General features: G+C 69.9%; 21 protein-coding genes. 9 read left to right on the forward strand and 12 right to left on the reverse strand.

What is annotated here, in order from left to right; translation table 11 throughout:
* A partial coding sequence (locus AC1DE0_RS14600) for a 13E12 repeat family protein (protein ID WP_478101775.1) occupies positions 1 to 1129 on the reverse strand: 1129 nt, incomplete at its 3' end.
* An 83-nt stretch (positions 1130 to 1212) separates the two neighbouring features.
* Here AC1DE0_RS14600 and AC1DE0_RS14605 point away from each other — a divergent pair.
* On the forward strand, positions 1213 to 2169 hold the full coding sequence (locus tag AC1DE0_RS14605; protein WP_478101777.1) for an IS1595 family transposase: 957 nt from the start codon (positions 1213 to 1215) through the stop codon (positions 2167 to 2169).
* 159 nt (positions 2170 to 2328) lie between these two features.
* Here the strand turns inward: AC1DE0_RS14605 and AC1DE0_RS14610 are convergent, their stop codons facing one another.
* On the reverse strand, positions 2329 to 5760 hold the full coding sequence (locus tag AC1DE0_RS14610; RefSeq protein ID WP_478101778.1) for a TM0106 family RecB-like putative nuclease: 3432 nt from the start codon (positions 5758 to 5760) through the stop codon (positions 2329 to 2331).
* Here AC1DE0_RS14610 and AC1DE0_RS14615 point away from each other — a divergent pair.
* Complete coding sequence (locus AC1DE0_RS14615; protein WP_478101779.1) at positions 5759 to 6475, forward strand: VOC family protein; 717 nt, start codon at positions 5759 to 5761, stop codon at positions 6473 to 6475. The two genes, AC1DE0_RS14610 and AC1DE0_RS14615, sit on opposite strands and share 2 nt — an antisense overlap.
* A 126-nt stretch (positions 6476 to 6601) precedes the next feature.
* Here AC1DE0_RS14615 and AC1DE0_RS14620 read toward each other — a convergent pair whose 3' ends face one another.
* From AC1DE0_RS14620 to AC1DE0_RS14630, 3 genes are all read right to left on the reverse strand, one after another.
* The gene (locus tag AC1DE0_RS14620) at positions 6602 to 7177 is read right to left on the reverse strand and encodes a DoxX family protein (protein WP_478101780.1); all 576 of its coding nucleotides are present in this window, start codon (positions 7175 to 7177) and stop codon (positions 6602 to 6604) included.
* A 141-nt stretch (positions 7178 to 7318) separates the two neighbouring features.
* The gene (locus tag AC1DE0_RS14625) at positions 7319 to 8551 is read right to left on the reverse strand and encodes an McrC family protein (protein WP_478101781.1); all 1233 of its coding nucleotides are present in this window, start codon (positions 8549 to 8551) and stop codon (positions 7319 to 7321) included.
* Between the two features lie 49 nt (positions 8552 to 8600).
* Positions 8601 to 11417, reverse strand: a complete 2817-nt coding sequence (locus AC1DE0_RS14630) for an McrB family protein (protein WP_478101782.1) — start codon at positions 11415 to 11417, stop codon at positions 8601 to 8603.
* 516 nt (positions 11418 to 11933) lie between these two features.
* Between AC1DE0_RS14630 and AC1DE0_RS14635 the strand changes: the two genes are divergently transcribed.
* Together AC1DE0_RS14635 and AC1DE0_RS14640 are read left to right on the forward strand one after the other, a co-directional pair.
* A complete protein-coding gene (locus AC1DE0_RS14635; RefSeq protein ID WP_478101783.1) occupies positions 11934 to 12401 on the forward strand; it encodes a DUF6318 family protein in 468 nt (155 codons plus the stop codon).
* Positions 12402 to 12943: 542 nt separating this feature from the next.
* Positions 12944 to 13312: a hypothetical protein gene (locus tag AC1DE0_RS14640; RefSeq protein ID WP_478101784.1), complete on the forward strand. Its 369-nt coding sequence runs from the start codon at positions 12944 to 12946 to the stop codon at positions 13310 to 13312.
* Positions 13313 to 13456: 144 nt separating this feature from the next.
* Here AC1DE0_RS14640 and AC1DE0_RS14645 read toward each other — a convergent pair whose 3' ends face one another.
* From AC1DE0_RS14645 to AC1DE0_RS14655, 3 genes are all read right to left on the reverse strand, one after another.
* Positions 13457 to 14065: a hypothetical protein gene (locus AC1DE0_RS14645; RefSeq protein ID WP_478101786.1), complete on the reverse strand. Its 609-nt coding sequence runs from the start codon at positions 14063 to 14065 to the stop codon at positions 13457 to 13459.
* Positions 14062 to 14334, reverse strand: coding sequence for a hypothetical protein (locus AC1DE0_RS14650; RefSeq protein WP_478101787.1), 273 nt, complete (start codon positions 14332 to 14334; stop codon positions 14062 to 14064). Before AC1DE0_RS14650 ends, AC1DE0_RS14645 begins: the two co-directional genes overlap by 4 nt.
* 130 nt (positions 14335 to 14464) lie before the next feature.
* On the reverse strand, positions 14465 to 14899 hold the full coding sequence (locus AC1DE0_RS14655; RefSeq protein WP_478101788.1) for a hypothetical protein: 435 nt from the start codon (positions 14897 to 14899) through the stop codon (positions 14465 to 14467).
* A 161-nt stretch (positions 14900 to 15060) separates the two neighbouring features.
* Here AC1DE0_RS14655 and AC1DE0_RS14660 point away from each other — a divergent pair, with 161 nt between their 5' ends.
* Both AC1DE0_RS14660 and AC1DE0_RS14665 read left to right on the forward strand, forming a co-directional pair.
* Positions 15061 to 16494 carry an amidase gene (locus AC1DE0_RS14660; RefSeq protein WP_478101790.1) on the forward strand — a complete coding sequence of 478 codons (1434 nt, stop codon included), beginning with the start codon at positions 15061 to 15063 and terminating at the stop codon, positions 16492 to 16494.
* Positions 16495 to 16624: 130 nt separating this feature from the next.
* The gene (locus tag AC1DE0_RS14665; protein WP_478101792.1) at positions 16625 to 19045 is read left to right on the forward strand and encodes a Tex family protein; all 2421 of its coding nucleotides are present in this window, start codon (positions 16625 to 16627) and stop codon (positions 19043 to 19045) included.
* 66 nt (positions 19046 to 19111) lie between these two features.
* Here AC1DE0_RS14665 and AC1DE0_RS14670 read toward each other — a convergent pair whose 3' ends face one another.
* Positions 19112 to 19492 carry a VOC family protein gene (locus AC1DE0_RS14670; RefSeq protein WP_478101795.1) on the reverse strand — a complete coding sequence of 127 codons (381 nt, stop codon included), beginning with the start codon at positions 19490 to 19492 and terminating at the stop codon, positions 19112 to 19114.
* 99 nt (positions 19493 to 19591) lie between these two features.
* Here AC1DE0_RS14670 and AC1DE0_RS14675 point away from each other — a divergent pair, with 99 nt between their 5' ends.
* Complete coding sequence (locus AC1DE0_RS14675) at positions 19592 to 20026, forward strand: SRPBCC family protein (RefSeq protein WP_478101798.1); 435 nt, start codon at positions 19592 to 19594, stop codon at positions 20024 to 20026.
* A gap of 65 nt (positions 20027 to 20091) precedes the next feature.
* Here the strand turns inward: AC1DE0_RS14675 and AC1DE0_RS14680 are convergent, their stop codons facing one another.
* The 3 genes from AC1DE0_RS14680 to AC1DE0_RS14690 form a co-directional block, all read right to left on the reverse strand.
* Positions 20092 to 21015 carry a universal stress protein gene (locus AC1DE0_RS14680; protein ID WP_478101800.1) on the reverse strand — a complete coding sequence of 308 codons (924 nt, stop codon included), beginning with the start codon at positions 21013 to 21015 and terminating at the stop codon, positions 20092 to 20094.
* Positions 21016 to 21200: 185 nt separating this feature from the next.
* Positions 21201 to 22565 carry a S8 family serine peptidase gene (locus tag AC1DE0_RS14685; RefSeq protein WP_478101802.1) on the reverse strand — a complete coding sequence of 455 codons (1365 nt, stop codon included), beginning with the start codon at positions 22563 to 22565 and terminating at the stop codon, positions 21201 to 21203.
* A gap of 303 nt (positions 22566 to 22868) precedes the next feature.
* Positions 22869 to 23297 (reverse strand): ChaB family protein, encoded by a 429-nt coding sequence (locus AC1DE0_RS14690; RefSeq protein WP_478101804.1) that lies wholly within the window; start codon positions 23295 to 23297, stop codon positions 22869 to 22871.
* A 321-nt stretch (positions 23298 to 23618) separates the two neighbouring features.
* On the opposite strand from AC1DE0_RS14690, the gene AC1DE0_RS14695 reads away from it, so the two are divergent.
* Together AC1DE0_RS14695 and AC1DE0_RS14700 are read left to right on the forward strand one after the other, a co-directional pair.
* Entirely contained in the window at positions 23619 to 25022 is a 1404-nt protein-coding gene (locus tag AC1DE0_RS14695) for an MFS transporter (protein ID WP_478102555.1), read from the forward strand.
* Positions 25019 to 25573: a universal stress protein gene (locus AC1DE0_RS14700; protein WP_478101806.1), complete on the forward strand. Its 555-nt coding sequence runs from the start codon at positions 25019 to 25021 to the stop codon at positions 25571 to 25573. The genes AC1DE0_RS14695 and AC1DE0_RS14700 overlap by 4 nt, the downstream gene beginning before the upstream one ends.
* The last annotated feature ends 185 nt before the right edge of the window (positions 25574 to 25758 follow it).

A 25758-nucleotide genomic window follows, 5' to 3' on the forward strand; every position in this document is an offset into this window, starting at 1 on the left:
CGTCACGCAGCAGGGCCTCGGTGGCCAGGTCGCAGCGCAGCTGGTCCAGGGTCCGCGAGTCTCCTCCGCCTCGCGCGGCGCGAGCACGGGTGTCGAGCCGGTCCAGGATCGCCGCGACCGTGCCCGCATCGGCCGTCAAGCTCAGACACCCCATCCCGTCACCGACCATCCGCCCGAACACCCCACGCCGGGCCTTCGCGTGCGCCCGCCGCTCCTCCGCACCCCTCGTGTCCACCGACGCGATGGCGCGAGTCAACCGGGCCGTGAACGTCCGCTGCCCCACCACCCGCCCGTCCCGCGACGGAGCCAGCACCGACTCCTCCACCACCGCGACATCCACATCCGACAGCTGAACCGTGTCGCAGGCGACCTGCACCGCCCGGTACAGCGACGTGCCACCGGCCCGCAACGCGGCCAGGACCCGTCGGTGCCGCCGCGGCGCCGTCGCCAACCCCAGCCGCCGCGACACCTCACCGACCCCGACCCCGGTCGCCAGCGCGATCTCCTCCGCGACCACCCGCTCCGACGAGGCCAGTGCCGCCATCCGCACCGCACTCCCACCGGCTGGCAAGGCCTCGATCTGCTGGGCCTCGATGGTGTGCAACGCCCCGTACGCAGCGAGCAGGTCGGCCTCGACCCGCGCCTTCGCCACCTCGAGCGCCTCGACCTGCGCCATCACCCGCTCACCGTCCCGCAGCAGGCCCTCGGTCACCTCGACCGACCGCGCTCGGTCCGTCGCCGCGACGACATCAGTCGCCTCCGGCCGGCCTGCTGCATCGCCAGCACGCAGAAGACTCTCAGTCACCTCGACCGACTGGGCCCGGTCCATCGCCGCGACGACCTCAGTCACCTCGGCCCGGCTTGCTGCATCGCCAGCACACAGCAGGCTCCCGGCGGCCTCGACCGAACAAGCCCCTTCAGCTCGGTCGGCCTTCTCAACCGTCTCGGCATGGTCGGTGGCTCCGGCGTCAGCGTCCTCGACAAGCCTGACCCTGGCGCGCAGCGCCAGCGCGGACTCGAGGGCCCGTGCGAGCTCGGCCGGCTCGCCGGATGCGCTCACGCGCAGCACCTGGAGCGACCCGAGCAGCTCGGGACGCAGGGACTGGCTCGACGCTGCGATGAATGGCATCGGGCCCCTCCCCTCGGCTCTTTGGACTACCGCCAGTAGAACAGGTGTTCTGCATATCTGCTTAGGTGAAGTAAGATCTGTGGATGACGGCGAATCCGGTTCGGGGAGTGGATTACCCGTCGACGTACCAGCAGCTGCTGGAGTGGTTCCCGGACAACCGGTCATGCCTGGAGTCCCTGGCCGGGCTGCGGTGGCCGGATGGGTTTGTGTGTCCCAAGTGCGCGCAGCGGGAGTTCTGGCGCACGGCTGGCGGGTTGTGGATGTGCCGCGCGTGTGGGCGGCGGACCTCGGTGACGGCGGGCACGATCTTCGACCGCACCCGGACGCCGTTGTCGACCTGGTTCGCGGCGATCTGGTTCCTCACCTCGCAGAAGAACGGGATGTCCGCGCTCGGGCTCCAACGGGTCCTCGGGTTCGGGTCCTACGAGACCGCATGGGCCTGGATGCACAAGCTGCGCCGCGCGATGGTCCGACCCGAACGCGACAAGCTCTCAGGGATCGTGGAGCTCGACGAGACCATGATCGGCGGCGTCACCTCGAACAGTCACGGCGGCTACGGAGACAAGGTCGCGGTCATGATCGCCATAGAGCACAACGAAACCCGCCGCCTGGGCCGGGTCCGGCTCGCCGTCGCGGACCACCCCGGAACGACCCAGCTGGTCGACTTCGCCACCACCGTCATCGAGCCCGGATCCACGATCCGCACCGACGGCGCCCGGACCCTGCGCCGGCTCGCCGACCTCGGCTACCGCCACGAGTTCACCCTCGGCTACACGGCCCTGGACAAGGCCAGCGTCCTGCCCGGCGTGCACCTGGTCGCCTCGCTGCTCAAGCGCTGGCTCATCGGCACCCTGCACTTCCGCGTCGAGGAGGCGCACCTGCCGTACTACCTCGACGAGTACACGTTCCGGTTCAACCGCCGCAACGCCAAGTCCCGCGGGCTGCTCTTCTACCGGCTGCTCGAGCAAGCCGTCGACACCGACCCACATCCGCTCAAAGAACTGCTCAAGCCAGAAACCGGCATACCGGACTTCACCTAAGCAGATATGCAGAACAGGTGTTCGACTGAAATGCAAGGCTATGAGCGCATCTGTGGACAGCGAATTCCGCTGTGCCACAGACATTCTCGCCACGCTGTCGGCCACGTGGCACCCGAGACGCCACAGAACAGCGCGCCCTGGGCCGCTGGCCAGCCTGCGTCAGACCGACTTCGCCTCGTCGACGTAGCGGCACAGGGCGTTCACGGCACGCAGCTCCTCGGGTGTGTGCACCTCGGCGTCCATGAGCAGCGGGCTGCCGACGATGACGGCCATCGCCTTGGCCCGCGAGATCGCGACGTTGAGCCGGTGCAGGTCGTAGAGGAACGAGACGCCTCGCGGCGCGAGCGCGGCTGTCGTGCTGGCCATCGAGTAGATGACCACGGCGCCCTGCTGGCCCTGGATCTTGTCGACGGTGCCGACCCTCGCTCCCTCGGGCAGGGCAGCCGCGAGCGTGGCGACGTGGGCGTTGTAGGGCGCGACGACGAGGATGTCGTCGATGTCGATCGGCCTGATCTCGCCGGCCGCGTCTGTCCAGGTGCCGCGCACCAGGTCGGCCACGAGGTCGCGCACGACGGCAGCCTCCTGCCGGCTCGACTGCTCGCTGGGCTCGTCGTGCTCGACGGGCACCCAGCGGAGCCCGTCGCCCGACAGCGCACCCGGCGCATCGACGTGCAGGAGCTCGCGTCCGGGCGCGGACTCGAGGCGGCCTTCGTAGGCGAGCTCGGACACGAAGGCCGTGAGCGACGGGTGCATGCGGTGGGTGCGGTCGAGGAAGACGCCCCGGTGGGGTGGGATGACGTCGTGCACGCCGCCGTCGGCGTCGGTGCGGAGGTGGTCGAGGGCCGAGACCCCGGAACCGTAGGGGTGCACCGCCTTGGTGGGTTGGGTCAGCTGCTGCGGATCACCCAGCAGGACAAGGGACTTCGCAGCCGGCGCAACAGCGACGGCGTTGGCGAGGGAGAACTGCCCGGCCTCGTCGATGACCAGCACGTCGACGGCGCCGACCATGTCGTCGCGGGACCACAGCCAGGCGGTGCCTCCGACGAGGTTGGCCTCGCCCGTCGCGAGGGCCGCAGCGATCTCGGCGTTGTCGGTGGTGTGCCGGATCAGCGCGTTGGGGTCGTCGGGCTCAGCCCCCTCCTCGGCGTTGGTGCCGTCCTTGTGCCACGCGGGACGCTGCACCTCGTCGAGCAAGTTGAGCACGACGGCGTGTGACTGCGCCGTGACCCCGACCCGCAGCCCGGCGTCGAGCAGCTCGCGGATGAGCGCCGAGCCGGCATACGTCTTGCCGGTGCCGGGTGGGCCCTGGACCGCGAGCACCTCGCCGCGGAGCCCGCGACCGACCCGGACCACGACGTCCTTGGGCGTCTCGCCCGATCGGACAGCAAGCACGTCGGCTGCCGGGACGACACGCTCCAGCAGCCGCGTCGCGAGGTTGCCCCCACCTGCGAGCGCCAGCGCGCCGGTGCGGGCGATGCTCGCGCGGAGGACCTGGTCCATGACGGGCCCCGGCCCCCCGAGGCCGCGCGGGCGCGGCGGGTCGAGCGACTTCTTCATCGACAGCTCGACCCAGCCCTCGACGGGGTCGAGGTCGACCACCTTGCCGACCGGCGCGTGCGTGTCGACGTCGGGGACGTACTTTCCGATCGACACCTTGCAGTCCTGCGGCGGGAACGGGTAGCGCCAGACCTTGGAGAGCTTGACGATGCGCATCTCCTCGGGCTCGCCGAGGTCACCGATGGCCGTGCCGTCCTCGACGAGCTCGGGGGTCTCGAGCTCCTTGTAGCGGAAGAAGTCCCACCACTCGGGGCGCTTCTCGCGGCGGTGCCAGCCCACGAGACCGGCGAGCAGGTGGTGGTCGGCGGCGACCAGGGACTCGGCGAGCTGGATCTCGGCGCGCTCGTCGTCGCCGATCTCGCGCAGCGCCTCCGGCACCGGCCGCGTCAGGGCGTGACCGGAGGCGGCGAGCTCGTCGCGCCGCGCCTCGAGCCAGATGTGGAGGTCGAGGGTCGAACGCACGTCGTCGCGGTTGTAGCGGCGGATGTCGTCGAGGATCGACTGGTCGGCTCGCCCCTCGACCCGACCGGTGAGCCACCGCTCGTACTCGATGACGGACGACAGGCCGTCGGCAACGCCATCGGCCTCGGACGTGCGGGTGTGGCCCCAGTAGAACTCCTCGAGCTTCTTGATCGAGTAGGAGCCCTTGCTGATGCGGACGCCTTGGCGCACGACGGCGTAGAGGTCGACGAAGACCTCGTGGCGCAGCAGCTGGTCGAGCTCCGCCTCGCGTGTGGCGTGCTGGCCGACGAGCCGTTTGAGGGCGGTCGTCTCGTAGGGCGCGTAGTGGTAGACGTGCATGGCCGGGTGGCGCCGCCACCGCTCGGTGAGCCAGTCGAGCAGGTCGGTTGTTAGCCGCCCCTCCTCGTCGAAGTCGTGGGCCCAGAAGTCGATGAACTCCCCCTGGCGCGTCCAGATGCCGGCGAGGTACTCGCGGCCGGCGCCGCCCTCGGCCCAGGGGTCGCCCTCGAAGTCGAGGTAGACGTCGCCGTCGTCGGGCTCGGGCAGCATCTGCAGGCCGCGCGCGGGCTCGGGGTCGAGCAGCTCGAACTGCGCCTGCCCCGTCTCGCGCTCGGCGAGCTGGAGCCGGGCCTGCTGGAGCAGCCTGCGTCGAGTCGTCGTCGAGAGGCGGGGCGCGAGCTGCTCGTCGGTCGAGCCCGCGAGCGCGCGAAGTGTCGGGATGCCCAGGTCGATGAGGGCGGCCCTGTGATCGGTGCGCATGCCGGCGACCTGGATGAGGTCGTCGCGGTCGAGCCACTCCTGCGCGCAACGCTCCTTCCAGCGGCACTGCCCGCAGTGCTGCACGCGGGAGGACTCGGTCTCGCGAGGGTTGGCGATGGCGTCGAGCAGCTCGGCCCGCCGCCGACGCGCGTAAGGTGCGACGTCGACGAGGCGCCACGGGTGCACCTCGGTGTCGCCGGTGACGACCGTCAGCCACTGCGGGGGCACACCCTGGAGCGTCTCGAGCCGTGCGGCATACGTGGCCATCTGCAGCAGCGCTGGAACCTTCAGCCGGCGCGCGAGCTTGGTGTCGGCGATGTCGTAGCGCCAGGTGCCGAACCTGCTGCGCTCACCCTCGGGCAGCTCGACCCGCAGGAGGAAGTCGGCCAGGCCGACCCAGTGCCCGTCGTAGAACGTGGCCTGGTAGACGACGTCGACACCGCGCTGCATGGCGTCGACCGTGGCGGCCTCGGCGGCCACCCCGCGCAGCTTGAGCGCGGCGATGTCCTCGACGACGAGGCCCTCGGACACGAGTCGGTCGAGATAGGCGCGTTCGTGCTCGAGGCCCTTGGTGAAGACGAGGTTGAGCGAGTCGTCGGTGCCGGAGGGCTGGGTGCCGCGACCCCCGCCTGCATCGAGTGCCTCGAGGTCGAGCGTGGTGATGTGCGCGCAGGCCACGTGCTTCGTGAGGTCCGTGGGGCTCAGGACCAGGTGACCGTCGTTGCGCTGCATGCCGCCGAGTATGCCGTCCGCCACCGACAGGAGGACGCCGGCCCAACCCGAGCCCACCGCGCGAAGAGACGGGCCCGTCATGACCCAGAAGGTCGCCGTCGGCGTCTACGGTCGCCGTATGCCGCTCGCGACCTACAAGGACCTCTGCATCGACGCGGTGGACCCCCACGCCCTGTCGGCCTTCTGGGGACCGTTGCTCGGCTGGGAGCCCCACCCGCACGACGACGGGGACTCCTGCCTGCGGGTCGGCGACGAGGTGAGGGTGTGGTTCAACCGCGTGCCCGAGCCCAAGACCGTCAAGAACCGGCTCCACCTCGATGTCAACGCAGCCTCACTGGAGCCCGCGCTCGATGCCGGAGCGGTGGTGCACGAGGAGCAGCCCCGCTGGACCGTGCTGCTGGACCCGGACGGCCAGGAGTTCTGCGTCTTCGTGCGCGACGAGTCGGAGACCCAGCCTGCGTACGAGCTCGTCTGGGACGTCACAGGCGACGACCACGCGGCCCACCGACTCACGGAGTGGTGGGCAGACGTCCTCGGTGGCCGTGCCGTCCGCGACGAGGGGTTCAGCCACGTGGAGGACGTCCCTCGCCTGCCCTTCGAGTCGATCGTCTTCCAGCCGGTGCCGGAGGACAAGGCGACGAAGAACCGCATCCATGTCGACGTGACCGTCGCGGAGCTCGGTCCACTGGTCGAGGCCGGCGCGACGGTCGCCCGACCCAAGGGCGACGGTGGGATCGGTTGGACCGTGATGCTCGATCCCGCAGGCAACGAGTTCTGCGCCTTCACGGCCGACTGACCGAAGCCGCTGCCCGGAACGCAGGAAGGCGGCCCTCCGAGGAGGACCGCCTCACTGGTGCCCCAGCGCGTCTGTGGTTGACGCCCCGAGCGGGSGGCSGGGTCGCGACCCGGCCGCCCCACCCGTTCACCGCATGATGCCGTTACCGACATGACGGCCCCACCACTTGCCGAGGCCCCAGGTGTCACCGGCCAGCGTCGCGGCGAGCACCGCGATGCCGAACGCCTCGATCCAGTGGCTGTCGATGAGCGGGTTGGTCATCCCCGAGGCCCCGAGGGGGAACTCGGCGAGGTACATGAGCGCGAGGAGCAGAGCGGCGCTCCAGGCGGCGATCTTGAGGCCCGCACCCGCGAGGAGCGCTACGCCGATGCCGAGGAGGCCGAGCATGAACACCCAGTCGGCCCAGGGGCCGGAGATGTTCTTGAAGAAGCCGGCGAAGGGTCCGTCTGCGTGGGTCATGAAGCCCTGGGCAGGGGTTCCGCCGTGGATCCACGCCTTGGCGGCGGGGGTGGCGTAGCCGAGGCCGAAGAGCTTGTCGAAGAACGGCCAGATGAAGGTGAAGCCGAGCACGATGCGCAGGCCGGCGAGAAGACGACGGGCCACGACCGAACGGACCACCTCCTCCTGGAACGTCACGACGCCCTGGGTGGGGTCGTGCGAGACGATCGCGGGAGTGTGTGTGTCGCGGTGGATGGTGGCCATGGAACTCATCTCCAGAACTCGATGTGTGTTCCCGGCAGGCTTTCTGTCGGTACTACAAAGCGTAGTAATGAAGAATGACTACTACAAGAGGTAGGAGTGTGAGGTGCGAGACAGGTCTCGTCGGGCCCGCACCGGCGCGGGTCAGCGGCGTGAGCGGATGAGGGTCGGCACCTCGAGCTCGCCCGGCGTTTCGACGAGCTCGCGCACGAGGTCGGCCAGGGCGTCCAGCGACTTGCACACGGCGGCATACGACCCGTCGAGGCGGATCGGGCGACACAGGATCCGCGTGCCCGCGTTGCGGATGACGATCTCGGACTCGGGCGCCCGGTCGCTGTTGCAGTGCACGAGCACACCTGTCGGCAGCCCCAGGGCGGTCGTGTACGCGATGAGCTCGAGGTAGTCGCGCGAGGCCATGTAGCCGTCGGCACCCATCGAGTACTTCGCGTCGCCGACCAGCACCACCTCGCTTCCCTGGCGCACGACGAGGTCGGGCGCCATCGTGACGGCACGCCCCTCGTCGAGCCAGACGTCCTCGTCGGTCTCGATGCGCAGGTCGGGGGCGAGGCGCAGGTCGAGCTCCTGCGAGATCCACCGCTGGAAGAGGTCGTCCATGTCGACCATCAGGCTGTTGGCCTGCTGGTCACCGGCCTCGTGGCTCAGCGACATCGCCTGCAGCACCAGGCGACTCAGCCGCATGGCGTCCTCGTAGTGCTCGTTGAGGCGGGTGATCGGCAGCGGCGCCGTGTGCCTCGTGGCCGGCGTGTCGGCGACGCCGTCGAAGCGTCCGAGCACCCGCAGCGCCTCCCGACGCACGTGCGGCGCGAGCTGCGGCCACGCGAGCATCGCCTGGAGGGTGCAGCGGAAGAGCTGGTTCTCGACGATGTCGGCAGTGAAGTCGTCGAAGCGGCACTGCGGCTCGGCGGCGCTCCACGGGCGGCGCGCGAACTCTTCGACGAGCAGCCGCCCGCGGATGGTGCGCATCCGCTCCTCGCGCGGGACGTAGCCGTGGACGAGGCCACGCATCGTCGCAGAGTCGATGAGGCGGATCGCGAAGTAGGCGACGCCGTCGATGAGCTCGTCGGTGTCGCTCCACGTGACGTGCTCGTGGTCGAAGGCATCGGGCGAGACCCCGGCGCCGAGCATCGCGAAGAAGTTGGTGACCGACACCTTCGGCATCACCCGGACGACGAGGCCCGGCACGGCCAGCGCGCCCACCCAGCTTGTCGCGCCGATCGTCACGACGTCGGGATCGGCGGTGGCGTGGATGATCAGCCGCTCCCCCGCGGCGGTCACGAGGGCGGCGCGGGTGTCGCGGGACAGGCGGACCGGCCCCGAGCGTCCGTGCTCGGGGATCGGGGGCAGCTCGATCGTCATCGGCGGGCCGGCCCGACGAGGCGGCCGGAGCCCGTGAGAGGCGTCGGGGTCACGGTCGCGTCAGGTCCAGCTGGGCGTAGCGGGCCTTCACGTTCTCCCAGCGGAACTGAGCCAGCTCATGCTCGCGGCCGTAGAGCTGGTCCTCGATGAAGGGGTAGACGTTGTAGTCCCAGATGCGGCGCAACGTCGCCTCGTCACCGTCGAGACCGGGCCTCATGAAGTACGAGTGCCCGATCTGCAGGTGGGGGCCGCGCAGGGCACGCCGCAGGTCCTCGTTGACGCGGTCGACGAGGTTGGCGACCCAGACCGGGCCGTCATGCGCCTCCAGCCAGCGACGGAGCAGGCCCTCCATGGGCCCGTCGTGCGGCATGAACGGCACGAAGTCGAAGCGGCGGCGCAGGGCGGCGTCGACGAGCGCGATCGACCGGTCGGCGGTGTTCATCGTCCCGATGAAGTAGAGGTTCGGCGGCAGCTCGAAGCCCTCGTCGGGGCGGTAGCTCGTCTTGACCGAGTGGGAGCGGTACTCGAGCAGGAAGAGCAGCTCACCGAAGACGCGCGGCAGGTTCGCGCGGTTGATCTCGTCGATGATCATGATGTGCGGCGTCAGCGGGTCGGCCTCGGCCGCCTCGGCGAGCAGCGCCAACGGACCCTTGCGCAGCTCGTAGACCATCTGGCCCTGGTGGTCGATCTGCGGCCGGAAGCCCTCGAAGAAGTCCTCGTAGCTGCTGCTCGGGTGGAACTGGACGATGTCGCGCTTGGTCGGGTCGGGCTGGAGGGCCTGGGCGAACCGCTGCGCGAGGTAGGTCTTGCCGGTGCCGGGAGGCCCGTAGAAGATGACCTGCTTCTTCTCCTCGAGCAGGCTGCGGATCTCACGGAGGAAGTCCTCCTCGATGAGCAGCTCCTGGGCGGCCTCGCCCAGCGCGTCGTGGTCGGGCATGAGCGCCTTGTCCGAGCGACGCATGAGCCAGTACGCGAGCTGCGCCTGTCCCCACGGGTCGTCGGGCAGGAGCGGGTCGAGCGTCTGCTTGAGCAGGGCGTTGGTCTCGACGTGGGTGCGCCCGCGGGACTTGCCGTCGGTCCAGCGGGCCGGGCCGCCGAGGCGGGTGAGCATGGCGATCTTGCCGGAGTCGCCGCCGAGGGCGAAGAGCGGCAGCCAGTGCGCCGGGTGGGCGATCGCGAAGAGCTTGAGCACGACGCTCTCGCCGAAGCCCTGCACCGGCACGTCGTCGGAGCCGAGCACGCGGTTGATCCGCTCCTCGTCGCGGCCCTCGCCCCACAGCAGGTCGCGCACCATGATGCGCAGCTCGTCGATGCCGGACGCGTCGAGGGCGTTGATGCTGCTGATGAGCACGGACTGGCCGCCGATGTCGCCGTAGCCTCGCGTCGAGACGATGCGCTTGAACGTCGCGAGGTCGAAGTCCTCGAGGCCCTCGCGGGACACGCACGCCGCGAAGACGCGCCGCTGCTCCTGGTGCCAGGCGTCCCGCTCGCTCGGGTAGGGCCGCTCGGACCGGAAGATCTCGACCTCGCTCTGCAGGTCGACCATCGCCGCGAGCTCGAGGCTGGGGTCGTCCAGCGGACCGCGCTGGCTGGAGGTCATGAAGCGCAGCAGCGGCGTCAGCGTGCGGGCGGTGGCGATGATCTCGTCAGCGAAGTCGGCGCGGCCGAGGGCCGCGTCACCCTTCCACCAGCGACCGACGAACGCCTCGCCCGACGGGTACTCGCGCCCGACCGGCTCGAGGCGGTCGGTGCGGCCGTCCTCGTGCACGCGGAAGAAGGTCAGGCCACGGGGCAGGTGCTCCTGCACGATGGTGCCGACCTCGCGGTGCTGCTGGTCGCTCTCGCCTTCCCAGCCACCGTGCAGACCGAACGCGACACCGGACGGGGTGATCCACAGGCGGAAGCCCGGGGCGCCGGCGCCACCGACGAGGATCCACGCGGCGTACAGGTCGGAGCGGTAGGCGGTGTCCTCGCCCGCGTGCTGCTGCAGGGCGAGGGTCGGGGCCTCGAGGTAGAGGCCGGTCTCGGTCGAGAGCCGCTCGATGAGGCTGTCTGAGATGTGGTCGGCCTCGCCGCGCAGCTGGCGGGCCAGGTCGGCCGCCCGCTCTTCACGGGTGCCGTTGCCGTAGCCCGAGGACGGGCGGAAGTCGGCCGCGATCTCGGCGGCTTCCACGCAGACGTCGAGCGCCTTGGGGGCGATGCCCACGAACGCCTCTGTCTCCTTGAGGTACCAGAGAATTCGGGCGGCGTACTTGGCGTCCTCGGGACGCAGGGCAGCGCAGAGGTCGGCGAACGCGACGTAACGCTCGGCGTGGCTCAGGCCGCGCTCGAGCCAGCCGAGCCGCTGGAGCATGTGCGGAGCGTTCTCCCACATGAGCGGCCACTCGCCACCGTCGTCGGTCGACCAGAAGAGCGAGAGGACGTATGCCGTGTGCCCCGGCCCCGGGGCCCGCTGGCCGCGTGCGCCACCGCGAGCGAGGAAGGCCTCCATCGACTGGAGCTTGTCGGCGGCGTCCTGCGGTGACGCGGGGGTCTGCAGGGTCAGCTTGAGCAGGCCGACGACCTCGGCGTACTCCTCCTCCGCGCGTCGCACGAGCGATGCGAGCCACGGGCCGCCGATCGGGCCGAAGCCCACGTAGGGGCCGTCCTTGCGGGTCCACTGGTTCATCGCCTCCTTGAAGGCGAGCAGGTCACTGGAGGCGACGAGGTCGGCGAGGATCTCTCGCAGCTCACCGTTGCGGGACGCACGCTCCGAGTCGAGCTCGGCGAACAGTGCCTGGGCGTCCTTGTCAGCCTCGGCGGCACGTTCGATCAGCGCGTACTTCGCGCGCCAACGCTTGACGTCGACGCTGTCGGTGCGAGACATGGGGCTCCCTTGCACGCCCACTTCTAGGGCGAATAGCTACTGCGCGCGTGGAGGTGCGCGCAGGACCGCGGAAAGGTTACCTGCCAGTCGCCCGTGCTCCGAAACTCGTGGGTGTGTCACCGGTGAGTCCCCGGAATCGCAGCGTCGAACGGCCCCTGACGGCAGCGAATCGTCACCATTGTGACCTGTCGCACGGGAAGATGCGCAGCCGGGGGGCTGTGGATGACGCGGGCGGCTCGGGGTGCGCCTCGGGCAGGATGGTTCTAGGTTCCGAGGAGGAACCACGAGGGCGAAACGCCCTTCACACGACGCAACCGCACGCTGGTCGACGATCGACAGGGGACGCCGATGACCGCCACCGCTAGGGCCCATCGACACAGAAGGCTGATTTCGTATGCCGCCGGGCTCGTCGCGCTGGCAACGCTCGGTGCCTGCACGAGCGCTGAGCCCGGGCCAGGCACGACTACTCCCCCGGTGACGTCGTCGACAGCGGCGACAACGTCTGCTGCGCCGACCATGACGACCAAGCCCACCCCGACCGCGACGGTGGACCCCGTCATCGCCAAGATCCCCGCCGCCGCTCGCCCAGAGACAGAGCAGGGGGCGCAAGCGTTCGCCCGCTATTTCTTCGACTCGCTGAATCGCTCAGCAATGCGCTCTGACCCTTCCGCACTCGAGGGTCTTTTCTCGCCGAGTTGCAAGACTTGCGTCGCCATGCACGATTCGATTGCCGACCTTCAACGCGCAAACCGGCACCACAGTGCTCCGACGATTCGAATCGTTAAGGTATCCACATCTTCGTATGTTACTGAAAAGAGAGTCATACTAGTCGCCGTCGATCAGCGCGCAGTCGATGTTGTCGACGGCAATAACAAGAGGGTGGAACGCACACTGGCCGACCGAGGAACTTTCGCCGTGAGTCTGAACTTCTCATCTGGACACTGGGTCGTTTCTCGCTTGCAGACGGTTGCCTCTCCCTCATGAGTCACAGCGAGAGGCATGTTTCGGTAGGGCTTCTATTCGTCCTTACATGCATCGCGGCGATGAATACTCCCGCGTGGGCAGACGATGACTGTGCGAAGACTTGGGTTGGCTGCGGCACAACTAGTGACCACGCCTATGTGGACTTAATGCCCAGGGCCGAAGTGCTGGCACTCGAGAAATTCCCCGGCGACAGCGGCCACGTGGTGGTAGATCGACCCGCGAGTGCACCTCGGTATGAGTACATGTCGCTCAACGACTGTACGCCTGCAATTCCCGACACAGTTACGGAGGAAGTGACCTGTTCCCACGCGCTGCGCGACTGTCCTCCTGACGAACTTGGACCGCTACTGCGGATCTGGAGACGAACGATCCAAGGCGGCTCTGTCGTTGAGCAATGGAAGACACGCGGATTGACATGCGCCTCAGACATCGCTCCAGGCTCCCGGCCCACTCTGTCTATGGCTGACTTGAAAGCTCAATTTATGCGGACGCCATGGTCGAAACCGCAGATCTCGAGTCAGCCCGCCGGTGATACGACCCTGGTGAATCTGCGGACCTTCTACAAGGTGAACTGGACGCCGAACGGCTTCCAGCCTGGTGAGGTCGACCGGTCCGTGCTGCGCGGCATACCGGTGCAGATCCGGCCCAAGCTCCTCGGCTTCACCTACGTCTTCGGCGACGGTTCCTCGGTCGGCCCCACGACGTCTACGGGAGGTGTCTACCCCGACGGCGACGTCACGCACGTCTACGCCGGCAAGGGCAAGTTCCCCGTCCGCGTGAACACGACGTTCGGAGCAGACTTCAGCCTCGACGGCAGCACCTGGGATGAGATCCCCTCGACGGTGACAGTTCCCGGCCCCAGCACGATGGTGACCGTTCGTGAGGCGAAGGGCGTGCTCGTCAACAACTGAGGCGTGGTCACCCGGCCACTACTCTGCATTGAGTCATCTCGTGACTCGACAGGGATGAGACACGTGTGTCGGCTGCCGGGGTGACCGCGAGTCACCCAGCGAAGCAATGCAGAGGGGCCCGGCGGCAGGCGTACGGCGCATCGGCTAGGCCCGGTTGGCTTGCGAGTCGCCCGGCTTGTCATCGTCGCCGGCAGGCCTGTCGTCGTCGCTGGCGGGCCTGTCGTCGTCGCCGGCGGGCTGGCCGTCGTTCTCAGCGGCGACGTCGTCGAACGTGAAGGTGCCCTGCTCGGACTCGCGTGGCGCGCGGACGGGAGGCTCGTCCTTCTTCACGACCTCGGGATCGACCTCGACGGCGTCGACGGCCTGGACGGCTTCGGGCTCGCCGACCCCCGCCAGGTCGCCGTGGGGCGTGGCCTCCGCGACCGGTGGGACGTCTGCCTCGACGGCCCCGGCAGCGGGCACGGGTTCGTGCGGCAGCAGTGCGTCCTCGTCCTGCGCGTCGCGGTCCCAGCTCTCGGCGGCGCCGACGTCGGACGAGAACTCGGAGGGCGCACCGGCGAAGTCCGACGGGTCCGAGACATCAGGCTCGTCATCGGCGCTGCCGTTCGAATGGGAGGGAGCCGCCGCCTCCAGCGGTTCGCTCTGTGAGACCGCGGGTCCACTGCTCGGGACGGCCGCACCCTCACGCCTCGTCAGGAGCCAGGTCACGACAATGCCGAGCACGAAGGCCACGAGCACCAGCCACCACTTCATCGCTGGCCCCCCGACGTGCTCCCAGCCTGACCCGAGGCCAAGTCGGGCTCAGCGCGCCCCGCCCCTCCTCGACCCGTGACGGCGATGGCCACCAGCGAGCCCACGACGAAGCCGACGATGCTCCAGAGGAAGACGCCCCAGAACCCACCGTCGCCACGCCCTGCGAAACCCAGCAGCACCGTCACGGTCACGAGCGCCGCCCACCACTGCCAGCCGACGGCTCCGCGAGAGCGTGTGTCGGACGTCCCGGGTGAATGGGCCAGCGTCATCGGTCCTCCAAGGTCGGCTCATGGCCGCAACGGCGACCACCGTTTGGACGGTACCCCGATCAGCCGTAATGGAGACGGACGAGGCATCGGGTCGGTCCTCGACAGATGCGCCGGGAACGAGTGCGCCCGCTCAGGCGGCCGCGCTGTCGCGCTGCGCGGGCAGGACGGCAACGGCATCAGGCGCCGCGATCGCCACCGCGTGAAGAGTCAGACCGGCAGTGCGGCAGACGCCCTCGAAGGCGGCGCGCAGGTCGTGGTCGCGCGGCGTGGCCGTGGGGCGCCCGGGCCTCGCGATCGCGATGACGACGTCACGAACGCCCTGGCCCGCGGCCTCGGAGAGTGCCAGCAGCACCCGCTCTCGCACGGCTGAGATCGCGACCCGGCGCGGCTCGTCGGGAAGGAGCACGGGCTGCAGCAGCCGCCGGTTGGGGTGGCACAGCAGCAGATAGGTCGCACCGTCGTCTCTCGCCTGGCCGGTGGCGATGAGGTCGACCACGCCCTCGAGCACGTCAGGGTCGGTGATCGGTCGTTGGGCCCAGTCCCGCGGCAGATCCTCGAAGCGCATGGGTTGAGCATGACGGCGACCGGTGACAGTGGGTCGGCGTTGTCCACATGCCCGGTACCTCTCCGCGCGTGAGAGGTACCGTCTTCCCATCACAGGCCGGATGTCGAGAACTCGTCCGGCGGCCGAGGCGGCTCGACGGCCGCCCACGCGGAAGGACGCCCATGCCGCCGCACCCCTCCGACCGACCCGCTGGTCTCACCGCCACCGACCTCGTCCACGCGTACGCGTCGGGCGACCTCTCCCCCGTCGAGGTGTTGCGCGACATCGCCGACGTCATCTGCGCCCGTGAGCCCGAGCTCAACGCGTTCTGGCAGCTCGACCTGGACGGCGCTGCAGCAGCTGCTCGTGAGAGCGAGAGTCGTTGGCGCAGAGGCGAGCCCGCTGGCCCCATCGACGGGGTGCCCGTCACGCTCAAGGAGAACCTGGGCCGCGTGGGTGTGCCGATGCCGGCAGGCAACGCGGGTGTCGAGCCGGTGGTGCCGACCCGCAGCTGCCCGGTGGCGGAACGGGTGGAGGAGTCGGGCGGTGTCGTCCTGGGCTCCACGGTCATGCCCGACTGGGGGATGCTCAGCTCGGGAGTCTCCAGCCTGCACGGCATCACGCGTTCACCGTGGAACCCGGCCCTGACGACCGGTGGCTCGAGCTCGGGCGCGGGCGCCGCGGCTGCCGGGGGCTACGGCCCGCTCCACGTGGGCACCGACATCGGCGGCTCGATCCGACTGCCCGGCACCTGGCTCGGCCTGACGACCCTCAAGCCAAGTGCCGGACGCGTGCCGCTCGACACGCCCTACCTGGGCCGCGTCGCCGGTCCGATGACCCGGTCGGCCCGCGACGCCGCGCTCCTGCTCTCCGTCATCAGCCGGCCCGACCCGCGCGACTGGACGAGCCTCCCCCCGACCGACCTGGGCGCGGTGCTGCCAGCCGAGCCGCTCGACGTGCGGGGCCTGCACGTCGCTCTGCACGTCGACGCCGGGTGCGGACTCCCGCTCGACCCCGAGGTCCGGACCGCCGTCGAGCGTGCAGCCCAGGTGTTCAGGGACGCGGGCGCCGAGGTCACGCCGCTCCACCCGTTCATGACGCCCCGGATGCTCCGCGACCTCGACGAGTTCTGGCGGGTCCGGTCGCTCACAGACTTCGATGCCCTCGGGCCGGAGGCCCGCGAGAGGGTGCTCCCGTTCATCCGGCGATGGGTGCTCTCGGTGCGCGACGTCGACGGACCATCGGTCATGCGCGACTACGCCAGCATCATGGCCTTGCAGCAGGCGACGGTTGCGGCCACCGAGGCCTACGACCTCGTGCTCTCCCCCGTGGCGCCCGTCGCGGCCTTCCCGGCCGAGTGGCCGATGCCGTGGGGCGACAGCGACGAGGGCATGGCCCACATCGGCTTCACCGTGCCCTACAACATGTCAGGCCAGCCGGCAGCGTCGGTCAACTGCGGCTTCACCGCCGACAGACGCACCATCGGGCTGCAGGTCTCGGGCCGTCGCTTCGACGACGTCGGCGTGCTCCGTGCCGTCGACTGGTACGAACAGCGCCGGGGCACGGAGGCGACGCCCGTCTGGCCCATCCCCCGGGCAGGCGACGGCCGTGCCTGAGACCCCGCCCGCGGTGGCAACCGCCGCCCTCGAAGCTCTGCTCGACGGCTGACCCTGCTCGACGCCGGACCGGGACCGCACGGCAGAATGCGTGACTCGGTCAAGCGTCGGCGACAAGGAGAACAGCCCCGTGAGCGTGCAGGTGAAGGTCGCGTCCATCGAGCGTCGCATCGCGGAGGAGCTCGGCGTCCGCGACGGGCAGGTGACCGCGGCGGTCGGTCTGCTCGACGGCGGCTCGACGGTTCCCTTCGTGGCGCGCTACCGCAAGGAGGTCACGGGGGGCCTCGACGACGCGCAGCTGCGCACGCTCGAGGAGCGGCTCGGCTACCTGCGTGAGCTCGAGGAGCGACGTGCGGCGGTGCTGGCGTCGGTCGAGGAGCAGGGCAAGCTCGACGACGCGCTGCGCACGCAGATCCTCGCTGCCGAGACGAAGGCGCGCCTCGAGGACTTCTACCTGCCCTTCAAACCGAAGCGGCGCACCAAGGCCCAGATCGCCCGCGAGGCCGGCCTCGAGCCGCTCGCTGAACTCCTCCTCGGCTCGCCCGAGACCGAGCCGTCCACGGCTGCAGCGGGATTCGTCGACACCGACCGAGGGGTAGCTGATGCCGCTGCCGCGCTCGACGGGGCCCGCGCCATCCTCGTCGAGCGCTTCGCCGAGGACGCCGACCTCATCGGCGAGCTCCGCGAGCGGGTCTGGAAGCAAGGACACGTCGGGTCCAAGGTCCGCGCCGGCAAGGAGGAGCAGGGCGCCAAGTTCTCCGACTACTTCGACTTCTCCGAGCCCCTCGCCAAGCTCCCGTCGCACCGCATCCTGGCCCTATTCCGAGGCGAGAAGGAGGACGTCCTCTCCCTCGACATCAACCCCGACGACCCCACGGCCGAGCAGCAGCCCGGCCCGACGGCATACGAAAGGGCCATCGCGCGGCGCTTCGGTATCAAGGACGCCGGGCGACCGGCCGACCAGTGGCTCGCCGACACGGTCCGCTGGGCCTGGCGCACGAAGATCCTCGTGCACCTCGGCATCGACGCCCGCATGCAGCTGCGTCGCGCCGCCGAGGAGGAGGCCGTACGCGTCTTCGCCGCCAACCTGCGCGACCTGTTGCTCGCCGCACCGGCCGGGGCGCGAGCAACGATGGGTCTCGACCCGGGCTTCCGCACCGGCGTCAAGGTGGCCGTCGTCGACGGCACCGGTCGCGTCGTCGCGACCGAGGTCATCTACCCCCACGTCCCGCAGAACCAGTGGGACCGATCGCTCGCCACGCTGGCGCGGCTGGCCAAGGAGCACGCGGTCGACCTCATCGCGATCGGCAACGGCACCGCGTCGCGTGAGACCGACCGCCTGGCTGCCGACCTCATCAAGGCGCACCCCGAGCTGAAGCTGACGTCGGCCGTCGTCTCCGAGGCGGGCGCCTCCGTCTACTCCGCGTCGGCGTTCGCCTCGCAGGAACTGCCGGGCATGGACGTGTCACTGCGTGGCGCCGTCTCGATCGCACGCCGCCTTCAGGACCCCCTCGCCGAGCTCGTCAAGATCGACCCGAAGTCCATCGGCGTGGGGCAGTACCAGCACGACATCTCCCAGACGGCGCTCTCGCGCTCACTCGACGCCGTCGTCGAGGACTGCGTCAACGCGGTCGGCGTCGACGTCAACACCGCCTCCGCTCCCCTGCTGACCCGGGTCTCGGGCATCACCGCCGGGCTGGCCGACAGCATCGTCGCGCACCGTGACGCCAACGGTCCGTTCCGCAGCCGGAGGGCCCTCAAGGACGTGCCGCGGCTCGGCCCCAAGGCGTTCGAGCAGGCTGCCGGCTTCCTCCGGGTCCCGGGGGGCGACGACCCGCTGGACGCCTCCGCCGTGCACCCCGAGGCCTACCCCGTCGTGCGGCGCATGCTCGAGTCGACCGGGCAGAAGCTCACCTCGCTCATCGGCAACACCGTTGCGCTGCAGGCGATCCGGCCCGCCGACTACGTCGACGACACCTTCGGCCTGCCGACCGTCACCGACATCATCAGCGAGCTCGACAAGCCCGGTCGTGACCCCCGGCCCACCTTCAAGACCGCCACCTTCAAGGAGGGCGTCGAGGAGATCAAGCACCTCAAGCCGGGTATGACGCTCGAGGGCGTCGTCACCAACGTCGCGGCCTTCGGCGCCTTCATCGACGTCGGCGTGCACCAGGACGGCCTCGCGCACGTGTCGGCGCTGTCCAAGAGCTTCGTCCGGGACCCGCACGACGTCGTGAGGTCGGGCGACGTCGTCATGGTCAAGGTGCTCGACGTCGACGTCGCCCGCAAGCGGATCTCGCTCACGCTGCGGCTCGACGACGAGGTGCCGGCCGACGGGTCGAAGGCCGACACCTCCGGCCGGGATGACTCCCGGCCAGCGGGTGCGGGCGGCCAGCGACAGGGCGGCAGGGGCGGCCGTGCCGGCAGCCCTCGCCAGGGCGAGAACGGCAGCCGGGGCAACCGGGGCGATGGCACTCCGGCTCGCCGCGGCGACGCACCTGCAGACAGCGCCATGGCCGATGCGCTGCGCCGGGCCGGCTACACCGGCTGACTCAGAACCACGGGCAGGCGCAGCTGACCTGAGGGTGACGGCCGACGTAGACGGCCGCGGCACTTCTCAGGCGTCGGGGCCTGCCCCGTGGAAGACGGCCTCGACGTTGTTGCCGTCGGGGTCGCGCACGAAGGCGCCGAAGTAGCCCGGGTGGTACTCCGGCCACAGCCGCGGCTCGTGCAGCGACTCGGCGCCCAGCTCGACGGCCTTGGCGTGGAAGGCCCGCACCGCCTCGACGCCCGTGGCACCGAACGCACAGTGCATCTCGCGGTTGGGCTCGGTGCCCTGCCACGCGCTGATCCAGAAGTCGGGGTGGCCCTCGGAGCCGTAGCCGATGGCGACGCCGACATTCATCTGGCGGCTGTAGCCGAGGATCCCGAGGACCTCGTCGTAGAAGCGGGCGCTGGCCGCCAGGTCGGAGCAGTTGATGCCGAAGTGATCGATCATGGCCGCAGGCTAACCATTGTCTTCCGGCTCAGTCTTTGGTCGACTGTCTGTGGTGGGTCCGGCCCATCAGGGGCCGGTCCACGCGACCCGGAGGTGCCCATGAGCAGTTCAACGCAGTCGATCCCCGAGAACGCTGAGGACGCAGATTTCGAGGGATCTCCCGCGGGCGTGCACTCGACGCTGTCCGTCGGTGCACCCGTTGACCAGGTGTGGCGCCACCTCATCAGCTCCCGCGGCACCGAGGCCCTGCTCGGTTCCGGTGTGACACTCGGCAACAAGGGCGAGTCGTGGCACAGCGCGGACGGTCCCCACGGCGTGGTGCGCAGCTACCACCCGATGGAGCAGATCCGCGTCTCCTGGCACCCGCACGAGGACGGCCCCCTCAGCATCGTCGACCTCCAGCTCAAGCCCGACGGCGACGGCACGCGCGTCGACCTCTACCACGAGGGTCAGGGCATCGCCGAGGACGGCGCGGGCGACAAGTCGCGCTGGGACGAGGCACTCGGACGGTTCGCCCAGTCTTTCGGCTCGTAGGGAACTGGGCACTCGACGCGTGGGGCACGAGACGGGCGCCGCAGCACGCTGAACGCTGACCTGCGTCAGTGGACGACCATGACGGGGCAGGTCGCGTCGTGGATGACCCGGTGGCTGACCGACCCGAGCAGCATCCCGGCGAACCCGCCGTGCCCGCGCGAGCCCACGACGATCAGGCCGGCGGTCGCGCCGAGGTCGGCGAGGGACTGGCCCGGGTCGCCGTAGAGCACCTCCGTCGTGACCAGCACCTTCGGGTGCCGGGCCCGAACCCGGTTGGCGGCCCGTGTCACCGACTGCTCGGCGTGGTCGCGGATCGCGTGGGTCTCCTCGGTGCCTCCCTTGGCCACCTCCGCGTAGGTCCAGGCCTCCATCGAGGCCGAGTGCGCCACGCGCACCACGTGCAGGGCGGCGCCCTCCCGCTCGGCCACCTCGGCGGCCGCGTCGACCGCGCGAGCGGAGCTGTCCGATTCGTCGACACCCACGACGACGTCGTGGTCACGGCCGGGCCGTGCCGGCGTCGGCAGGGCTTCGGACGAGGAGTCGACGGGGCCGCGCACGACGACGACCGGGCAGGTGGCATGGGCCGCGACCGTGTACGACGTCGACCCGAGCAGACCGGCGAGCACGCGCCCGCGCCCTCGGCTGCCGACGACGACCAGGTCGGCGTCCTTCGAGGCGTCGACGAGCTGCGCGGCGGGGCTGCCCAGCCAGTACTGCGTCTCGATCTGGGAGGCGTCGAGCTTCTCGGCGGCGCGCACGGCGCCGTCGTCGACGAGGGACTTGGCCGCCTGCGCGAGCGTGGGCTCGAGCTGGCTGAGATCCATCGCCGGGAAGGCCGGCACGGTCGCGACGTTGACGCTGTGCACGAGGGTCAGGTGCGTGCCCTGCACGCGCGCTGTCTCGGCGGCCCACGCCAGCGCGAGTCGGGATCCTGGCGATCCGTCGTAGCCGACGACAGTGCCGTACGTGGTGCGAGCCTGGCGGTTCATGGTGCGCCCCTTTCTGGGCGTGACGATCGATGTCGCCGGGGCCGCTCGCTCCGGCCACCTCAATCGTCCCGCCCAGGGCAGGTCATCCGAGGGTGGTGTGACCACTCAGACAAGTGGGGACGACCACGACTGCGTATGCCGCCGGGCCGGGTCGCGCGACCTGACCCGGCGGCATACGGGCTCGGTCAGCTGACCGCCTTGAGAGCGTCGACCTCCCCGGAACCGAACCAGCTGTTGTGGCCGACCCCGCCCTGGCAGGTCTGGGGCGCACCGCCGTCGACCGCTGGGAAGAAGGCGTACGCCGACACGTCGGCTGGGCAGGCGAACGGGTTGGTCGCTCGCTGCAGGGCCGCAGCGAGGGTGCTGCCGCTCTGTCCGGTGCGGCTCGCGATGAGCGCGGCGACCCCGACGGCGTGCGGCGAGGCCATCGACGTGCCCTGCTGGTAGCAGTACGTCGCCCCGCTCGCGTCGACCACCTGTCGTGCCGGGAGACAGGTCGCGTTGAGCAGCGCGGCAGGCCAGGTCGACAGGACACGGCCGTTCGGGGACGCGGTGGTCCGCTGCAAGATGGAGTCGCCACCGGGTGCTGCGACGTCGACCGACGACGTGCCGAACGACGAGTAGAACGACTTCATCCGCAGGTTGCCGGTGGCGCTGACTCCGACCACACCGGGGACCTCGGTCGGGACGACCGCGCAGGCGTTGGTGATGTCTCGCGTGACGGGAGTCGCGTTGTCCGGGCTGGTCACGTCCTGCGTCGGGTGGGACAGGTCGTCCGCCTGGTTGCCCTCGGCCGCGACGACGAGGACGCCCTTGTTCTGGGCGTACTTGATGGCGCGACGTTCGGCGTTCCAGATCGCCCGCTGCTCGGGGTCGTTCTTGCAGTTGAAGAGCCACGGGTCGGCGAAGTAGCTGTTGTTCGTGACGTCGACGCCGTGGTCGCCCGCCCATATGAACGAGCAGATGACGGCCTCGGGGAAGAAGAACCCGTTGGCGTCTCCGGCCTTGATGCCCGCGATCTTCACGGTGGGCGCAACCCCGACGATGCCGATGCCGTTGGCTGCGGCCGCGATGGTGCCGGCAGTGTGGGTGCCGTGGCCGTTGTCGTCGTTGGCCGCGACCATTCCGGGCACGGCGAGGCCGCTGGTGCAGTTGGCGCTGGCGCTGTCGTCGACGTTCGCCGCCAGGTCAGGGTGCGTGTAGTCCAGTCCGGTGTCGATGTCGCCGACGAGGACCGACGGGCTTCCCGTGGTCACCCTGTGGGCGTTGCCGACGCGGATCTGGTCCATGTCCCACTGCAAGCCCGACAGGGAGTCGGTCAGCGGGATGACGCCGGCCGCGGCGGCCGTCGCCCTGGGCGCGGCACTCGGGGTCGCGGCGCTGGCTGCTCCCCCGCCACCGACCGCGGTGGCGAAACGCGTTGTGGCGACGGCGCCCTCGACTCCGTTGACCGTCTTCATCCGGGCTGCGAAGTCGACGTTGGTCGACCTCGCGACGACGACACTGATGGGTGCGTAGCTCGCGACGAGCTGCCCCCCGGCGGCGCTCACGGCGGCCGCCGCGCCGGTCGTCGCGTTCCCGCGCGGTAGACGACCAGGTAGGTCGTCATGGCCCCCGCCGCCGTGGCCCCCGTGGCCGCTACTCCGGTCGCCAGCGCAGCGGCAGCGACGAGTGCCTCAGCCCCCACTCCGGCAACCGATCGAACCGTGTTCCGAGATCCATTCCGTGCACGTGACACCGACATGGCCCACTCCTCCGCGGCGGCAGTCTGGTCACCCCACCGCACCGGCCGCCTCCGTGGCGGCCCAACAGATCAGCGTAGAACTGTCTGGAGGGCCGGGCGAGGCCTTTCGTCAGTCACGTGCCGCCGCGGTGGCGCGGTCGTTGGCGCGCTGGATCGCCTCCACGAGCTCGTCCTTGCTCATCCGCGAGCGACCCGCGACGTCGAGGCGCTTGGCGATGTCGTAGAGGTGCGCCTTCGAGGCGTTCGCATCGACCCCGCCCGCGGAGTCCCCGTCGTCGAGGTGGGCCCGCGCCTCCGCACCGCGCCTGGCCGCCTGGGCGTCGCTCGGCCCCTTCTCGGCCTTCTCCTCCCAGTGGTCGCCGACCTTCTCGAAGGAGTGCTTCAGCGACGCGAAGGCAGTGCGGTGCGCCCGCTCCCCCTCGCCGTACTGCTCCACCGCGGCGTCGTGCGTCGCCAGCCACGTCTCCTGGGCCTTCTTCGACGAGCGCTCGAGGGTCGAGGGCAGGTCCGTGCTGCCCGATCGCTTCCTGGCCGGCATGTCGCTCCTCCTGGTGTGCCACCGACGGGCTCCTTCACCCGCCACGCGACTGTCACGTACCCACGAAGCCGTGGATGACGGCATACGGGCGGGGGCGTGGCGGCATACAGGCGACCCGGCACACGGCAGCGCAGGTCACTGAGCACCCTGCGCCCAAGGCGTTGCTCTCGGCACGCCACAGGGTACGGATCGAGACGGTGAGGACGTGGCGCGCACGAACACACCCGACGGTTACAGCGATCGATCAAAGGAGATGTGATGAGCGAGGCTGTCGCACAACAACGCACGGACGGGGCGATCAGAAGCCTGGTCCCGGCGCGCATGGACCGGCTGCCCTGGACGAAGTTCCACTGGTCCGTCGTCATCGGGCTCGGCATCTCGTGGATCCTCGACGGTCTCGAGATCCAGATCGTGTCCGAGTCCGGCTTCCAGAAGACGCTCGGCATGTCGGCCGCCCAGGTCGGGCTCACGGGCACGGTCTACCTCGTCGGGCAGGTCGTGGGAGCGCTGACCTTCGGCAGGCTCACCGACCGGTGGGGACGCCGCAGGCTCTTCATCATCACGCTGGTGATCTACCTCATCGGTTCCGGCCTCGCCGGCTTCGCGCCGAGCATGGGCTTCCTCTGGGTGTTCCGCTTCATCGCCGGAATGGGCATCGGCGGCGAGTACACCGCGATCAACTCCGCCATCGACGAGCTGATCCCGTCGCACTACCGGGGCCGCGTCGACATCGCCATCAACGGGACCTACTGGTTCGGCGCCTTCTTCGGCGCCCTCGCGAACCTTTACCTGCTCAACCCCGACAACGTGGCCGAGAACCTCGGCTGGCGCCTCTCGTTCTTCATCGGCCCGCTCCTCGGCCTGTCGATCATCTACCTGCGCCGACACATCCCGGAGAGCCCGCGATGGCTGCTCACGCACGGCCGTGCCGAGGAGGCCGAACGCACCGTCGAGGAGATCGAGGAACGGGTGCGCCGCGAAGGCGGAGAGCTCCCCGAGGTCGACGAGAGCAAGGCGATCCTCGTCAAGCCGGAGGACGCGATGGGTCCCAAGGTGCTGTGGGACGTCTTCGTCCACCGCTACGGCAGACGCACGGTGCTGGGCCTCACGATGATGATCACGCAGTCGTTCCTCTACAACGCGATCTTCTTCACCTACGCGCTGGTGCTGACGAACTTCTACCACATCGACAAGGCCGGAACCTCGCTCTACTTCCTGCCGTTCGCGGCCGGCAACCTGCTCGGACCGCTCCTGCTCGGCCATCTCTTCGACACCATCGGTCGACGCAAGATGATCTTCTTCACGTACACGGTCGCCGGACTCGTGCTGCTGGTGTCGGCCTGGCTGTTCCAGGCGCAGGCCCTGACCGCGACGACCCACACGATCTTCTGGTGCGTGTCGTTCTTCTTCGCCTCGGCAGGTGCGTCGGCGGCCTACCTCACCGTGAGCGAGATCTTCCCGCTCGAGGTGCGCGGGCAGGCCATCTCGTACTTCTTCGTCATCGCCCAGTGCGCCGGTGCCATCGCGCCCGTTCTCTACGGCACGCTCATCGGTGAGGGCAAGGACCGTATGCCGCTGACGTGGGGTTACGTCGCAGGTGCCGTCATCATGATCATCGGTGGTGCCGTGGCCCTCGCGATCGGCATCGACGCCGAACGCAAGTCGCTCGAGGACATCGCCGACCCGTTGAGCAAGGTCTCGGAGGAGTCGGGAGCGCCGGCATGAACCTCGCCGCGCTGGGCCGGCCCCACACGATCGTCGTCGGGGTGAGCCCCACGAGCGGGTCGCCCGGTGCGCTGCGTTGGGCCGTCGAGGAGGCCTCGGTCCGCGGCGGGCGGGTCGTCGCCGTGCGGGCCTGGCGGCCGCACGCTCCCGAGACTGCGACTGGCGGCCGGGTGCCGTCGGTCGTCTCCCACGACAGCGCACGTGCCGTCGAGGAGGCGCGACTCGCAGCGGACGTCGCGAAGGTGCTCGGCCATGACCACGTGGTCGAGACCCGCGTCGTCGGCGGGAAACGGCGCGCGGTGCTGCTCGAGGAGAGCCGAACGGCCGACCTCGTCGTCATCGACGCCGGGCGCTCCACCGAAGTCGGCGCGCGATGGCTCGGGAGTCGGATCGCCCGGGCGTCACTGTGCCCCGTCGTCGTGGTTCCGCCTGCCCTCGGTGACCGCGGCACGGGCGCGTTCGGCCAGGCGGTCGGCAGGTTCGGCCGCTCAGTCGAGCGAGCGGCCGGCACCGCCGGACGCCCGGGTTTCCAGCGTCCACCGGTGCGCTGAAGGACCACCCTGCGGACCGTGGAGGTTCGGACCCTCGATGAGGGCGCCGAACCTCCACGGTCCGTTTGCGTGTCCGGGCTCTGCCCGATCCTTCGGCCCCCATGGTCCACATCTGAACGAGTTGTCTGGATTCAGGCCCGCCACGTAGGTCCCGTTGCCTAGAGTCGCGACGCGGGACTGCACAG

This window comes from Terrabacter sp. 05T424 (genome assembly GCF_056396225.1).

Bases quoted from the DNA above. Each gene is read 5' to 3' on its own strand.
- AC1DE0_RS14670 (WP_478101795.1), bottom strand. From the start codon at position 19,492: ATGATCGATCACTTCGGCATCAACTGCTCCGACCTGGCGGCCAGCGCC.
- AC1DE0_RS14620 (WP_478101780.1), bottom strand. From the start codon at position 7,177: ATGGCCACCATCCACCGCGACACACACACTCCCGCGATCGTCTCGCAC.
- AC1DE0_RS14610 (WP_478101778.1), bottom strand. From the start codon at position 5,760: ATGACGGGCCCGTCTCTTCGCGCGGTGGGCTCGGGTTGGGCCGGCGTC.
- AC1DE0_RS14695 (WP_478102555.1), top strand. From the start codon at position 23,619: ATGGACCGGCTGCCCTGGACGAAGTTCCACTGGTCCGTCGTCATCGGG.
- AC1DE0_RS14650 (WP_478101787.1), bottom strand. From the start codon at position 14,334: ATGACGCTGGCCCATTCACCCGGGACGTCCGACACACGCTCTCGCGGA.
- AC1DE0_RS14635 (WP_478101783.1), top strand. From the start codon at position 11,934: ATGACGACCAAGCCCACCCCGACCGCGACGGTGGACCCCGTCATCGCC.
- AC1DE0_RS14690 (WP_478101804.1), bottom strand. From the start codon at position 23,297: ATGCCGGCCAGGAAGCGATCGGGCAGCACGGACCTGCCCTCGACCCTC.
- AC1DE0_RS14675 (WP_478101798.1), top strand. From the start codon at position 19,592: ATGAGCAGTTCAACGCAGTCGATCCCCGAGAACGCTGAGGACGCAGAT.
- AC1DE0_RS14660 (WP_478101790.1), top strand. From the start codon at position 15,061: ATGCCGCCGCACCCCTCCGACCGACCCGCTGGTCTCACCGCCACCGAC.
- AC1DE0_RS14605 (WP_478101777.1), top strand. From the start codon at position 1,213: ATGACGGCGAATCCGGTTCGGGGAGTGGATTACCCGTCGACGTACCAG.
- AC1DE0_RS14645 (WP_478101786.1), bottom strand. From the start codon at position 14,065: ATGAAGTGGTGGCTGGTGCTCGTGGCCTTCGTGCTCGGCATTGTCGTG.
- AC1DE0_RS14615 (WP_478101779.1), top strand. From the start codon at position 5,759: ATGACCCAGAAGGTCGCCGTCGGCGTCTACGGTCGCCGTATGCCGCTC.
- AC1DE0_RS14700 (WP_478101806.1), top strand. From the start codon at position 25,019: ATGAACCTCGCCGCGCTGGGCCGGCCCCACACGATCGTCGTCGGGGTG.
- AC1DE0_RS14625 (WP_478101781.1), bottom strand. From the start codon at position 8,551: ATGACGATCGAGCTGCCCCCGATCCCCGAGCACGGACGCTCGGGGCCG.
- AC1DE0_RS14630 (WP_478101782.1), bottom strand. From the start codon at position 11,417: ATGTCTCGCACCGACAGCGTCGACGTCAAGCGTTGGCGCGCGAAGTAC.
- AC1DE0_RS14680 (WP_478101800.1), bottom strand. From the start codon at position 21,015: ATGAACCGCCAGGCTCGCACCACGTACGGCACTGTCGTCGGCTACGAC.
- AC1DE0_RS14655 (WP_478101788.1), bottom strand. From the start codon at position 14,899: ATGCGCTTCGAGGATCTGCCGCGGGACTGGGCCCAACGACCGATCACC.